Source organism: Paraconexibacter antarcticus, assembly GCF_024220175.1.
Taxonomy (GTDB): Bacteria; Actinomycetota; Thermoleophilia; order Solirubrobacterales; family Solirubrobacteraceae; genus Paraconexibacter; species Paraconexibacter antarcticus.
Genome location: NZ_CP098502.1, coordinates 4,811,664 through 4,823,660, shown reverse-complemented (window position 1 = coordinate 4,823,660; position 11,997 = coordinate 4,811,664). Strand labels below are relative to the sequence as shown.

Annotated in this window: 12 protein-coding genes and 1 pseudogene; 6 read left to right on the top strand and 7 right to left on the bottom strand. The window is 68.9% G+C overall.

Annotation, left to right across the window (positions count from 1 at the left end; translation table 11 throughout):
• Positions 1-25: 25 nt before the first annotated feature.
• Positions 26-490 carry an IS1096 element passenger TnpR family protein gene (locus NBH00_RS23625; protein WP_254569050.1) on the top strand — a complete coding sequence of 155 codons (465 nt, stop codon included), beginning with the start codon at positions 26-28 and terminating at the stop codon, positions 488-490.
• 3 nt (positions 491-493) lie between these two features.
• On the opposite strand, the gene NBH00_RS23620 is transcribed toward NBH00_RS23625, so the two are convergent.
• From NBH00_RS23620 to NBH00_RS23610, 3 genes are all read right to left on the bottom strand, one after another.
• A protein-coding gene (locus NBH00_RS23620) for an IS5 family transposase (RefSeq protein WP_437126619.1) occupies positions 494-1,280 on the bottom strand; the annotation gives its coding sequence in 2 pieces (ribosomal slippage) (positions 494-947 and positions 946-1,280; 789 coding nt in all).
• A gap of 102 nt (positions 1,281-1,382) precedes the next feature.
• Positions 1,383-2,090 carry a ferritin-like domain-containing protein gene (locus tag NBH00_RS23615; RefSeq protein WP_254571021.1) on the bottom strand — a complete coding sequence of 236 codons (708 nt, stop codon included), beginning with the start codon at positions 2,088-2,090 and terminating at the stop codon, positions 1,383-1,385.
• A 17-nt stretch (positions 2,091-2,107) separates the two neighbouring features.
• A complete protein-coding gene (locus tag NBH00_RS23610) occupies positions 2,108-2,788 on the bottom strand; it encodes a ferritin-like domain-containing protein (RefSeq protein ID WP_254571020.1) in 681 nt (226 codons plus the stop codon).
• Positions 2,789-3,036: 248 nt separating this feature from the next.
• On the opposite strand from NBH00_RS23610, the gene NBH00_RS23605 reads away from it, so the two are divergent.
• On the top strand, positions 3,037-3,858 hold the full coding sequence (locus NBH00_RS23605) for a ferritin-like domain-containing protein (protein WP_254571019.1): 822 nt from the start codon (positions 3,037-3,039) through the stop codon (positions 3,856-3,858).
• A gap of 229 nt (positions 3,859-4,087) precedes the next feature.
• Here NBH00_RS23605 and NBH00_RS23600 read toward each other — a convergent pair whose 3' ends face one another.
• Positions 4,088-5,119: an IS110 family RNA-guided transposase gene (locus NBH00_RS23600; RefSeq protein WP_254569497.1), complete on the bottom strand. Its 1,032-nt coding sequence runs from the start codon at positions 5,117-5,119 to the stop codon at positions 4,088-4,090.
• A gap of 134 nt (positions 5,120-5,253) precedes the next feature.
• Here NBH00_RS23600 and NBH00_RS23595 point away from each other — a divergent pair.
• Positions 5,254-5,899, top strand: a pseudogene (locus NBH00_RS23595) (IS630 family transposase); the annotation flags it as partial.
• Positions 5,900-6,125: 226 nt separating this feature from the next.
• Here the strand turns inward: NBH00_RS23595 and NBH00_RS23590 are convergent.
• Positions 6,126-6,698 carry a hypothetical protein gene (locus NBH00_RS23590; RefSeq protein WP_254571018.1) on the bottom strand — a complete coding sequence of 191 codons (573 nt, stop codon included), beginning with the start codon at positions 6,696-6,698 and terminating at the stop codon, positions 6,126-6,128.
• A 449-nt stretch (positions 6,699-7,147) separates the two neighbouring features.
• Here NBH00_RS23590 and NBH00_RS23585 point away from each other — a divergent pair.
• Positions 7,148-8,580 (top strand): IS3 family transposase gene (locus tag NBH00_RS23585; RefSeq protein ID WP_254573690.1). Its coding sequence is split into 2 segments (ribosomal slippage): positions 7,148-7,496 and positions 7,496-8,580, totalling 1,434 coding nucleotides; the frame shifts between segments, so codons are not numbered across the junction.
• Positions 8,581-9,428: 848 nt separating this feature from the next.
• Here the strand turns inward: NBH00_RS23585 and NBH00_RS23580 are convergent.
• Both NBH00_RS23580 and NBH00_RS23575 read right to left on the bottom strand, forming a co-directional pair.
• The gene (locus NBH00_RS23580; RefSeq protein WP_254571017.1) at positions 9,429-9,593 is read right to left on the bottom strand and encodes a hypothetical protein; all 165 of its coding nucleotides are present in this window, start codon (positions 9,591-9,593) and stop codon (positions 9,429-9,431) included.
• A gap of 251 nt (positions 9,594-9,844) precedes the next feature.
• Positions 9,845-10,090, bottom strand: a complete 246-nt coding sequence (locus NBH00_RS23575; RefSeq protein WP_254571016.1) for a hypothetical protein — start codon at positions 10,088-10,090, stop codon at positions 9,845-9,847.
• Between the two features lie 582 nt (positions 10,091-10,672).
• Here NBH00_RS23575 and NBH00_RS23570 point away from each other — a divergent pair.
• Both NBH00_RS23570 and NBH00_RS23565 read left to right on the top strand, forming a co-directional pair.
• Entirely contained in the window at positions 10,673-11,440 is a 768-nt protein-coding gene (locus NBH00_RS23570; protein ID WP_254571015.1) for a S1 family serine peptidase, read from the top strand.
• Positions 11,441-11,555: 115 nt separating this feature from the next.
• On the top strand, positions 11,556-11,732 hold the full coding sequence (locus tag NBH00_RS23565; RefSeq protein ID WP_254571014.1) for a hypothetical protein: 177 nt from the start codon (positions 11,556-11,558) through the stop codon (positions 11,730-11,732).
• Positions 11,733-11,997 lie beyond the last annotated feature (265 nt).

Here is an 11,997-nt window from a genome sequence, read left to right as displayed (position 1 = left end):
AATACCTGCGTAGGCTGTCGCGGGGATGGCGCGGACGTGGTTGCAGATCAAGGTCGACCTGGTCGGTGGGCGTGGAGTGCGGTGTCGTCCCTCGCCGGGTCGGATCTTCATCGTTGGTCCGGGGCACACGTTTCAGCAGTTCGCGGATGCGATCAACTCCGCGTTCGCGCGGTGGGACCTTTCGCATCTGCATAACTTCGAGCTCGCGGACGAGCGGCTGATCGGCTACCCCGACGACTCGTTCGGCCCGGAGATGACGTGGCTTGACCACGCGAAGCTGAAGGTCGCGCGGGAGCTGAAGCCCGGTGATGAGTTTGAGTACGTCTTTGACTTCGGCGACAACTGGCAGCACCACTGCACCGTGCTTCCAGAGAAGGCCGACCCCGCCGAGGAGTACGGGCCGGTGCCCCCGGGCCCGGTGGCGATCTGGGGGTGGGGCTCGATCCCCGATCAGTACGGCCGTCGCGCCTTCGATGACGATGGTGAGTGACCGTCACTCAGCGAGCTTGCGCTGGCAGACCACGGCGCAGCCGAGCAGCATGAACGCCAGGTGCAGCTCACCGGAGCGTTCGTAGCGGATCCGCAGCCGGCGCAGGTTGTGCAGCCACGCGAAGGTCCGCTCGACGACCCAGCGCTCGCGGCCCAGGTGTGAGCCGTGCTCGACCCCGCGACGGGCGATGACCGGCTTCACGCCGCGTTTCCACAGTTCGCGGCGGTACTTGTCGTGGTCATAGCCGCGGTCGGCGAGGACCTTGTCGGGGCGGGTCCTGGGGCGGCCGACCTTCCCGCGGACCGGGCCGACGCCGTCGACGAGCGGCAGCAACTGGGTGACGTCGTTGCGGTTGCCGCCGGTCAGGCTGATCGCCAGCGGAATGCCGTGACTGTCGGTCAGCAGGTGGTGCTTTGACCCGGTGCGGGCACGGTCAACCGGCGAGGGCCCGGTCAAGGCCCCCTTGAAGAGCACGGACATGGCTGCCGTCGACAACCCCGGTGGACCAGTCGATCCGCCCGGCGGTGTTCAGTCGGCGCAGCAGTTCCTGATGGAGTCGGTGGAACACCCCGGCGGCCTGCCACTCGGCCAGGCGGCGGTGCGCGGTCGCCGGCGAGCAGCCGACCTCACGGGGCAGATGCTGCCACGCGATCCCGGTGAACAACACGAACACGATCGCGTTGAAGCACACCCGATCATCCACGCGCGGCCGCCCGCCCCGAGGATCAGGTCGGTGCACCGGAAGCAGCGGTGCCGCGACCTCCCAAAGCTCGTCGCGGACCTTCCACATCGACGCGGCCACCAGCCACCTCCACAGCCAGGGTTATGTCTCCCTGGCTACGTTCGCCACGCCGCCCCCAAGCCCTCCCCGCCGAGGTATTGAGACAGCTTCTTAGCCGGTGACGCTCGGGGAGCCGCTGGTGGCGGAGGACGGGGAGGCGCTGGCGAGCGCCGGGATGAAGCCCGTTCCCTTCACCGCGGCAAGGATCTGGTCCATGGACGCCGAGCTCTGGAAGGACTCCGGCGCGGGCGAGACCTTCAGGACGTTCGCGACCCATGCGGCGTGCCGCGCTTCGACCGAGAGGATCGAGGCAGCTGCGGAGAGGACGTCCTTGCTCTTGATGGCGCCGGCCTGGCCGAGGTAGGCCTTCACGCCGGCGTCCTCGAGCGTCATCGAGGTCTTCAAGAACGTCGCCTGGTCGGCCGTCGAGCCCTTGAAGTCGAAGGACGGTGTCTTGACGGCGGCGGAGCCGAGGGCCTTCTTCAGCGCGACGACGTGCTGGGCCTCGTGCTCGCCGACGACCTTGGCGAGCTTCTTCGCCTCGCCGGAGAGGGCGCCCTTGTCGTTCGCCGATTTGTAGAAGGCGGCCTCGAGGTACTCGAGTGTGAGCGCGTAGTTGAGGATGGCGACGTCGCCCTTGGTCGCCGCGGCGGCCAGGGTGGGCATTGCCAGGGAGCTTGCGGCGGCGGTGCCGCCGACGAGTGCCGCGACCTTGCCCATGAAGGCGGCGCGGGTGTGTCCGTCCACGCGCGACGCGGCTTCGGCGATGGCGCCGTCGCGGTCGAGCTCGGCCAGGGTGGGGAAGAGGTGATCGGTCATGTCGGTGCCCTCTCGCACTAGGACTTGATGAACCCGGTCGCCTTGACGGCGGCCAGGATGGCGGACATGGGCTTGCCGGCGTCAAAGCCGGCGGGCGCGGGCAGCGGCGAGGAGCCGGCGCCCTGGATGTCGCGGATCCACGCGGCGTGGCGCGACTCGATCGGGAGGATCGATCCGGCGGCCATGAGGATGGCGGGGGTCTTGATCTTCGTGACCTGGCCGAGGTAGGCGGCGACGCCGGTGTCCTCGAGGGCCATCGCGGTCGCCGCGAACTTCTTCGGGTCCGCGGTGGTGCCCTTGAAGTCGAACGTCGGCTTCTTGACGGCCTTGCTGCCGAGTGCCTTCTGCAGCGCCGCAACGTGCTGGGCCTCGTGGCCGGCGACGGTCTGGGCGAAGGTCGCCAGGGAGCCGGTGAGGGCGCCCTTGGACACGGCTTCGGCGTAGAAGGCGGCCTCCAGGTACTCGAGCGTCAGCGCGTAGTTGAGGATCTTGATGTCGCTGGCCGGGACGCCGCCCTGGCCGATCGACAGCGCGACGGGCAGGGCGCCGATCGCGAGACCGCCACCGACGAGGACGCCGGTCCGTCGCAGCGCCTGGCTGCGGGTGAAGCTGGTCTCGGCGAGCGCGGACGCTTCGCGCAGTGCGCCGTCCTTGTCGAGCTCGTCGAGCGTGAGTCCGTGGTCGTCACGTGTGGACATGACGCCTCCTCCCATGGGGGTTTGCCGGGGTGATCATGAGCGCTGTCGTTGCGGCGGCACGATCGGATCATCGCCGCGTCGGCGCCGACGCTCATTCGTGAGCGGCCAGGTGACCGGACCGGCCGCACCCGGTGCGACCACCCACCGGAACCCGTGTTTCGCGCGTCCGACCGTGCGGTCGTCGCGAAGCTGCCGTCGACTGCATCGTCACTGTCCATCATCTCCGCGCGAGCGGAAGGGAGTCACGCATGACCGACGTCAGCAACCATCTGTTCGAGACGATCGACCGCCAGCATCGCGGCGAGAGCGCGGCGACCCGCCGCCAGCTCATCAAGGGCACCAGCGCGGCGCTCGCCGGCGCGGGCATCCTCGGCCTGGCGACCGGCGTGAGCCCGGCGTCGGCGGCCGTGAAGACCGACCCGGACAACTCCGTCGAGACGATCCTCGCGGTCGCGGCGACCGCCGAGGTCCTGGCGACGATCGTCAACACCCTGGGGCCGGAGAAGCTCGGCAACCGGCTCGACAAGACAACGCTGCGGAACATCCGCGCGGCCGCCCAGCAGGAGAAGAACCACTACGAGGTGCTGACCAGCGCCGGCGTCGGCGGCAAGCCCGTCACGACGTCGATCCACGTGCCGGACGAGGTGTTCTCATCCCCGGAGGCGCTGCTGAAGACCCTCGTCGTCGGCGACCAGGTGTTCGTCAACGCCTACCTCCTCGGCCTCACCGTGTTCGCGCGCCAGGGTACGCTCAGCGGCTCGCGGTTCGCCCGCTACGCCGGCGAGATCATGGCCGTCGAGTCGGTCCACCGCGCGCTGGCGCTGCAGTCGCTCGGCCAGCTCGGCAACGACCGGGTCTACGCGAAGTTCGCCCAGCGCGAGGCCGTCGCGGGCCTGCCGACCACCGGGGCCCCCGGCTTCTACAAGATCATGGACGCCGTCACGGTCCTCGAGTCGGCCGGCTTCGGCTTCGGCAAGGCCGGCAGCAAGCCCGGCCAGATGTACACCTACGCCGACGTGTCGGCGCGCACCCCGAGCGACCCGGACGTCAACACGCTCATGCCGTCCTGAGCAGGTCCGACTGATTGCGCGGCCGCTGGCAGCGGCGGCCGCGCGATCGCGGGACGGGGCGATGGGTGGCGGGCTCTCTATGAAGGAGGGTGAGGTGTCAAGTGTGGGTTCTGGGTCGTTGTCCTCTGGGTCGGTCGTGGAGCAGGGGCTCGACTCTCTATCGCCTCATCGTGTGAGGACCAGGTGCTGTAGGGGCATCGCTCCGGTGGCGCATCTCAGAGAGGGCCGTCTATGCGGCCAGAGCGCGCGTGGCGCCTGCCGGAGCGAAGGTGGTGTTGCGGGTGAGCATGTGCCAGATCGCCTCGGCGAGCCGGCGGGCGATGTCGACCTGGGCGACCTTGGCGCCGCGCTGTTTGCCCAGGCGCTTCTTGTTGGCCTGGTAGCGGGCGGCGTAGACCTGATGGCGGCAGGCGTGAACGGCGGCTTCCATCAAGGCCCAGCGCAGGTACTTCGGGCCGGCGTGGGTCAAGGGGCCGCGGCGGTCGGTGTTGCCGGACTGGTAGACGCGTGGGCACAGGCCGGTGTAGCCGACGAGCTTCTTCGGGCTCGAGAAGCGGGTGATGTCGCCGATCTCCGCGGCGATCGTGTACCCGAGGATCCACGCGATCCCCGGGGCGCTCATCAGCAGCGGGATGTACCGGTGATCGGCCCCGAGCGCTTTGAGCTCTTTGTCGATCGCGGCGATCTCGGCGTCGAGCTCGTCGATCATCTGCACCGCGGCGAGGACCCCTGAGTGCCACGGCTCGGGGAACTCGAGCCGCGCAAGGAGCTTGCGGCCGCGGGCGCCGAACAGGTCCGACACCGGGCAGGTATGGCCGAACGCGAGCAGCTGCGCGTGGATGCGGTGCTTCAGCGAGCTGCGTTTGCGCACCAAGAACAGGCGCCAGCGCGCGCGTTCGCGTTCCTGGCGCTGCTCGAACCCCGGAAGCCACACCGCGGGGACCAGGTCACGCCGTGAGAGCTCGGCGAGCACCCACGCGTCGATCCGGTCGGTCTTGCACGCCAACGGGCCGAGGCCTTTGACTTTCTGCGCGTCGGCGACCTCGACCTCCCATCCGAGCCGCTCAAGCTCGTCATGGACAAACCGGGCGCCGTTCATCGACTCGATCGCCGCCCGCACTAGGACCGGCCCATGCCGGGTCTCTACGCCGCGCGCGAACCCGCGCAGCCCGTCAGCGTCCGGCGGCGTCGCGCCGGCCTCGATCTGCTCGCCATCCGGGGCGAGCAGGCAATAGTCCAGCCGCTTGCGGCTGAGATCCAATCCAGCATGCAACATGTGAGCGGGCCTCCTCGTGGTTGCTCTTTCGGTGACACGCTGGAGCGTGCCACCGGGAGGCCCTCCTTCACGACATTCAGAGATGGGAGGGCGTGCAGGCCACGCGGCGGCCGGGGCCTCGCTGCGTCGTCGGCCTCTACCTCAATCCGCCCGAGCGCGCCGTGGTGTTGTGCGTGGATGAGAAGTCGCAGATCCAGGCGCTGGACCGCACCGCCCCGATCCTGCCGATGCGTCCCGGGGTCCCGGAGCGGGCCACGCACGACTACAAACGTCACGGCACCGCAAGCCTCTACGCCGCCCTTGACCTGTCGACCGGCAAGGTCATCGGAGCCCTCCACAGCCGGCATCGGGCGATCGAGTTCAAGAAGTTCCTGCAGACCATCGATCGCGAGGTCCCCGCCGATCTCACGGTGCATCTGGTGCTTGACAACAGCTCCACGCACAAGACGCCGGCGATCAAGAAATGGCTGCTGGCCCACCCACGATTTGAGCTGCATTTCACGCCGACCAGTAGCTCGTGGATGAACCTCGTCGAGCGCTGGTTCGGTGAGCTCACCAACAAGAAGATCCGGCGCGGCGCGCACCGATCGGTGCGCGCCCTCAACGCCGACATCCGTCGCCTGGATCACGACGTGGAACGAGGACCCCAAGCCCTACGTCTGGACCAAGACCGCCGACCAGATCCTCGACTCCATCACCCGCTACTGCACAACAAAGAACGACTCAGGACTAGCGGGCGGCGGGCAGCACGTTCGGCGCGCTTAGCTCCTTCACGCGGGCCAGATCCACATAGTGGGGCGGAAGCCCGCGCGAGGAACCGCGCACGGAGCTGACTTCTCGCCTGGGGACGTGGTCCGCGAGCATCACGCTCGGGGCACAGCTCGCGAGACCCGTGGACGACCTGACTGCGCAATGGGCCGGCGACCGGCGACGCGTGATGGCCCGAGTGCGACCATTTTACTGCGGCGTCGCGGGTCGCCGCGACGCCGGCTCAGCCGCCGGTGGCGGTGCCCGATCCGGTGTCAGTCATCGTTTCCGTCGCCGGCATCGGATCGCACGAGTCCGTGGTGGCCTTGGGAACCAACTTGAAACTGGACTTGACGGCGTTGCCCTTGCCGTCGACTGTCATGTAGATGAACACGCCCGCGCCCAGCAGCTGGAGCCCCGGGGGGCTGCTGCTCTTGATCGGGTAGAAGAGGCCGATGTTGTTGCCCTTCACCGTGAGGCAGGTGACCGGACCGGCGAAGTTGCCCAAGCCCACGCCGCCGGGGGCGAGCGTGCCGGTGAAATGGCCTGTCGCAGCTGTTGCAGCGGCGCCGGCCGCGCGATGCGCCTCGAACTGGAGGTGGAAGGTCCCGCCAGCGACAGCATCGGCGCTCGCGGACTGCGCCGGCGCGGCCGTCGGACTCGACGTGGGTGTGGGCGCCTTGTGATGCTTCCCGTGCTTCTTGGCGTGATGGTGTATGTGGTGATGGCCTGGACTGGCCAGCGCGCCCGGCACCGCCAAACCACCCGCTGCCACGGCTCCAGTCACCAGCACAGCGACAACATCCCGCGGAGTCATCTTCACAACCTACTCTGGAACACGCAGGCGCAAGCCACCTCGGTGCGCCAACAGCACGGATTGGCGCACGCAGGATCGCTGACCTGGTCGCGCAGATCGCGCCGCGGCTGCTTGACGAGGTTGGGTTTGGGCCGCTGACCGTTGGCAAACCGATCGAGAAGCGGCTGGAGCGCGCCGGACTTCGGGATCTCGTCGAGCGCTGCTGTCGGTGAGCCACGCCGGGTGCTGGAAGCCCGCTCCGCGCGCGTACGCCCACGCCGACGAGCACGCCGGCCTCCCGCCGGCCCCTCTCTGCCAAGGTGACGTGAGACAGGTTCTACCGTTGTATTTACTGAGCCTGAGGGCGAGAACGGACGTGCGTTGTGTCGCAGTTCCCTGCAGGGATGAAGGACGAGCTGGAGGGTTCCGCCGGCGGTGTGCCGGAGGGAGCCGAAGGCGAGCGTAGGCACATCGCCGGCGGCGCGTCGTCGCTGGTGGGGGTCCCGGATCCCGAGCTCGTGCCGCGGGCGACGCGCCGCAGGTTCACCGCGGCGTACAAGCTGAAGATCGTGCTCGCCGCCGAGGCGTGCACCAAGCCCGGCGAGATCGGCGAGGTGCTGCGCCGCGAGGGCTTGTACTCCTCGCTGCTGACGGAGTGGCGGCGGGCCCGCGACAGCGGCGCGCTCGGGGCGCTGGAGCCTCGCCAGCGTGGCCCCAAGCCGCCGAGCGCCGAGCGGATGGAGAACGCGGCGCTGCGTCGCCAGCTGGAGCGCTCGCAGGCCGATCTGGTGACGGCGCGTCGGGTGATCGAGGTGCAGGGAAACGTCTCCGCGCTCTTGGAAGAACTGCTGGCCAAGAGCGCGCCGGAGACCGACGAGCAGCCGCCGCGATCATGATCGATCAGGCCGTCATTGAGATCGAGCCGCTGGTCGGCATCCTGCCCGCGTGCCGCGCCCTCGGCGCGTCCAGGGCGTCGTTGTATCGCCGACGCAGCCCGCCGCCCGCGCGCGCGTCAGTGCCGCGCAGGCGGCCCGGCCGGGCGCTGTCGGATGAGGAGCGTGCCGCGGTGCTCGAGCAGTTGCACAGCCCGCGCTTTCAGGACGCCTCCCCTGCCGAGGTCTGGGCGACGCTGCTGGATGAGGGGATCTACCTTGCGTCGCAGCGCACGATGTACCGGATCCTCGCCGCCGAGTACGGCGGCGTCACCGAGCGCCGCGCGCAGCTGACCCATCCGCCCTACGCCGCACCGGAACTGCTCGCCGAGCGGCCGAACGAGATTTGGTCCTGGGACATCTCGAAGTTGAAGGGTCCGGCGAAGTGGACCTACTACTACCTCTACGTCATTCTCGACGTCTACAGCCGCTACGCCGTCGGCTGGACGGTGCAGCACCGCGAGAACGCGCACCTGGCCAAGGCGCTGATCGGCCAGGCGTGCGAGCAACAGAACATCGTCCGTGGCCAGTTGACGGTGCACGCCGACCGCGGCCCGGCGATGACGTCCAAGCCCGTCGCGTTCCTCCTCGCCGACCTCGGCGTCCTGCGCTCGCATAACCGGCCGTACACGTCGACGGACAACCCGTACTCCGAGTCACAGTTCAAGACGATGAAGTACCGGCCCGGGTTCCCCGCACGGTTCGACCACATCGACCACGCCCGCGCCTTCTGCCGCGACTTCTTCGGCTGGTACCACCACGCTCACCGCCACGCCGGCATCGGCCTGATGACCCCACACGACGTCCACCACGGCCACGCTCCGGCCGTCCACGCCGCCCGCACCACCGTCCTCGACGCGGCCTACGCCGCCACGCCCGAACGCTTCGTCCGGCACCCGCCCCGACCGCCCGCGCTGCCGACCGCCGCCTACATCAACAAGCCCAAGCCCGAGGAGCCCGCCGCTCACTAAATTCGCCCCGACACTGTCTCATCCGGCTTGACAGGTTCCGGGCGGCTACCGCGCTCATGGCCGTGCACCCGTGGGACATCGACGGCACCCGCCGTGCGGGGGTGCGAACGGGCTGGACCTGAAGGGACGACCGCCCCTACGCGCCGTTCTTCCTCACGGGGGGCGCGATGGGCGGCGGCCTTGAGGACCTCGCCGCAGCGTGGACACGAACCACCTGACGTTCCTGGGGGAGGGGGGGACATCGGGTCGGGCTGTCGAAGAGACCAGGATGCCGAGTCCCGCTGGCTCGACCTCTGACACGACCAAAGTTCTGCGGGGCCGGCTGCTGGTCGACTGGCGTTCATCTCAATCGCCCTGGCTATAGCGGCCGCGCGCGGGCTCGCGGCGCTGGTCGGGGGCGACGCCGCCTGGTTTTGCGGCGCCCTCGGCGCGTCGCTGGTGTTCGTGGTTGTCGAGAGCGTCGAGTTCGCCCTGGCCCAGTGGGTGCAGGAGCGACGGGACTGACCGCGCCGTCCTGGTAGAGAAGTCGCCGGCACGCAGCTGCGCCAGCGGCCCCGCGCAGTTCCACTCCAGGAACCTGCCGTCCGGGACGGACTCCTAGAAGGTCACGAGGGCCGGCACCTGCAAGATCTACTGCACGATCCACGGCGCCGCGATGTCGATAACGCTCCTCGTCGGGTAGCCGCGAAGTGGTCCGAGGCGGGAGCGCTTAGCGCTCCTGCCCCTCCTCGGGGCGGCGCGACAGCGTCGCGGGCGCCGCCCGTCGGGCCGAGGGCGACACCGACGTGTGCGGAAGCAATCTACTTCTGGGCGATGCGGCCAGAACGCCGAGCCTGGCCGCAACGCGCTTACGGATGCGCCTCGTCTTCGCCCGTGGCTGCTGGTGGCGTGCCGGAGCGTCCAAGGGCGGCCGTGACACGCCACGCGGGAATCCCGAGCTCGGCTGCCCGCTTGAGCATGACTTGCAGTTCCTCGTTGGTGATCTTCGACTTGGACGCCGAACCGGTCGACACGGAACGGAGCCTACCCGGCACGACAACGGCCAATCTAGGTGCGAGCAGGTGACGAGGAGCGCGCGGCGGGGACCCTGCGGGCCTGCTCGGCTGCGTGGCGCGGCGCCTGCACGGTGCTGTCGGGCATTCGCGCGCTCGCTCACGTGTGCAAGCGTTCCCCGATGACACCCTCCGCGCCGGGGCCGTCAAACCTGTCGCTTGTCGCCGACGGGGCGCGGGGTTCGGTGGGTGGGGCCGGTCGCGGGCCGAACTCAGCAGGTCCCCGAGCCTTGGTCTTGCGCGCCCAGAAACCGACAGAGGGCATCGAAGCCCTCGTCGACTTCGGGGCTGCGCGAGCGGAGGTCGGCCGACAGTTGACGGAGCCACCGCACCGGCCCGGCAAGCTCGTCGGCGATCGCCATCTCGGCGTCCTCGGCGATGGCCAGTACGAGATCCGCGATCGCCTCCGCGGTGAGTGCGGCTTCGGTCCAAGACAGTTCTTCGCGCCCCTTGGCCATCGCTTGCTCCCACCTCGAATATCAACCTTGGCGACACCGTACCCTTGCCTTCGGCGCCCTGCCGGCCAACCGGTCAGAAGTCTTCCTTCGATAGCGGCGCCCTGAGAAGCCTGCAAGATCGCCACGGAGCGCGACTACTCGCGGGGCGAATGCGCCGACAAGCCTTGCGACTCGGCGAACCCCTGCCTACGGGATTCGCGGCGGCGGCCCTCACTCTGCCGCATCATCCGCGAGTTGCGGACCGGGATCCGTGAACGCGATCTACGCGCGCTCGGGGCCCTGCGGCCCCCGATACGTCTCCGGTCCGTAACGAGTCGTAGCTCAGGCGATTGGGCACCACGCCCGGCCGTGGGTCTGACGCGGCGGGGGACTGTCGGGGCCGGCGCCGAACGGCCTGCCTGTCGACCCGAGCCGCGGGCATAGTAGGGCCGACCGGGGGAGTTACCGGCGCGCGTGTCGCGCCAGCGGCCTAGATTCGCGGCTGGGGTCATTTCAGTCACCGATGAGAACGGGAGTCATCTCATTTACCGCTTTGAGTTTGGCATCGTCCGCGCCGCTCTGGTTTGCTGCGCCGCGCTGATCGTGAGCACCGCGTCCGCGGGGGCGGCGGTCCCGACATTTGCTCCGGACGGGCAAGCATCGATTCATCCGGGGGTGATGACGCACACAGCCGGAGCGCAGTGCACGTCCAACTTCGTGTTCTACGACGCCGGCACCGTTTACCTCGGCCAAGCCGCGCACTGCTCAGGGACCGGGGGCGAGCAGGAGACCAACGGTTGCACGTCTAAATCGCTGCCTGAGGGCACCGTTGTGGACATTCAGGGCGCAAGCCGGCCGGGTCGGCTGGCATACAACTCGTGGAACACGATGCAACGGGCAGGTGAGAAGGATCCGGACGCCTGTCAATACAACGACCTTGCGTTGGTCGCGATTGACCCCGCCGACGTGGGCAAAGTGAGCCCCGCGATACCGACCTTTGGCACGCCCACCGGTCTGAACACCAATGGTGTTCGAGCGGGCGAAGGGGTCCGCAGCTACGGCAACTCTGAACTTCGTGGCGGCCTTGAGCTGCTGAGCCCGAAGTACGGGCTTAGCCTCGGCCAGGACTCCGGGGGCTGGAACCACACCGTCTACACGATCACGCCCGGGCTCCCGGGCGACTCCGGAAGTGGCTTCATCGACTCACAAGGCCGCGCGTTCGGCATTCTGAGCACCCTGTCCATCCTGCCGCTCCCCGGCGCGAACGGCGTGGGCGACCTCGGGCGCGAACTCGCGTATCTGCACGTACACGGCGGCCCCAACGTCGTCCTCGCCGACACCACCGGGTCGCCGGCCCCGGCGATGCCGTGAGCGTCAGAGCTACCGGCCGCTAAGCATCACCCAGTCGTAAAACACCGGTCCCGCCGAAGACACGACAAACACCGCTCGTGAGCGCGGTTATCTAGCGAGCTCTCGGGTCTTCTGGATGAGTTACGAAGATGACCGGACCCGGGCCGGCCTTTTCGGTGACCTGGCGGGGAAGGCCAAGGAGGCGATGGGCGAGTTGCTAGGCAGCGACGAGCTCGCGGAGGACGGCCGCGATCAGCAGGAGCGGGTGGAGGACGACGACGCCGCCCTGCGCGCCGAACAGGCCGAGGATTGAACGCCGCGGGCCGCTGGAAGCGCTCCTGGAGGAAGCGCCGAACTTGCCGCACGGAACCGAGGTTTCCCGCGGAGAGGCCCGCGAGCGGGCCGTTTGAAGTGGTGCTCGAGCGCGGAGACGATGCGTCGGTCAGCGGCTAGGCAGGGTGCGGTGACGCAAGCGGTACGCACCGGACGGCGCGTCATTCCTCACAGCGAAGTGCCAAAACCTCAACCGGGTCCGCGCCACGACCACGCGCCCCAATGCCGAGCGTCCCACCGGGAGT

What these genes read in the sequence shown, in the direction of transcription:
- NBH00_RS23625 (WP_254569050.1), top strand. Translation starts at nt 26, where the DNA reads ATGGCGCGGACGTGGTTGCAGATCAAGGTCGACCTGGTCGGTGGGCGT.
- NBH00_RS23615 (WP_254571021.1), bottom strand. Translation starts at nt 2,090, where the DNA reads ATGACCGATCACCTCTTCCCCACCCTGGCCGAGCTCGACCGCGACGGC.
- NBH00_RS23610 (WP_254571020.1), bottom strand. Translation starts at nt 2,788, where the DNA reads ATGTCCACACGTGACGACCACGGACTCACGCTCGACGAGCTCGACAAG.
- NBH00_RS23605 (WP_254571019.1), top strand. Translation starts at nt 3,037, where the DNA reads ATGACCGACGTCAGCAACCATCTGTTCGAGACGATCGACCGCCAGCAT.
- NBH00_RS23590 (WP_254571018.1), bottom strand. Translation starts at nt 6,698, where the DNA reads ATGACTCCGCGGGATGTTGTCGCTGTGCTGGTGACTGGAGCCGTGGCA.
- NBH00_RS23575 (WP_254571016.1), bottom strand. Translation starts at nt 10,090, where the DNA reads ATGGCCAAGGGGCGCGAAGAACTGTCTTGGACCGAAGCCGCACTCACC.
- NBH00_RS23565 (WP_254571014.1), top strand. Translation starts at nt 11,556, where the DNA reads ATGAGTTACGAAGATGACCGGACCCGGGCCGGCCTTTTCGGTGACCTG.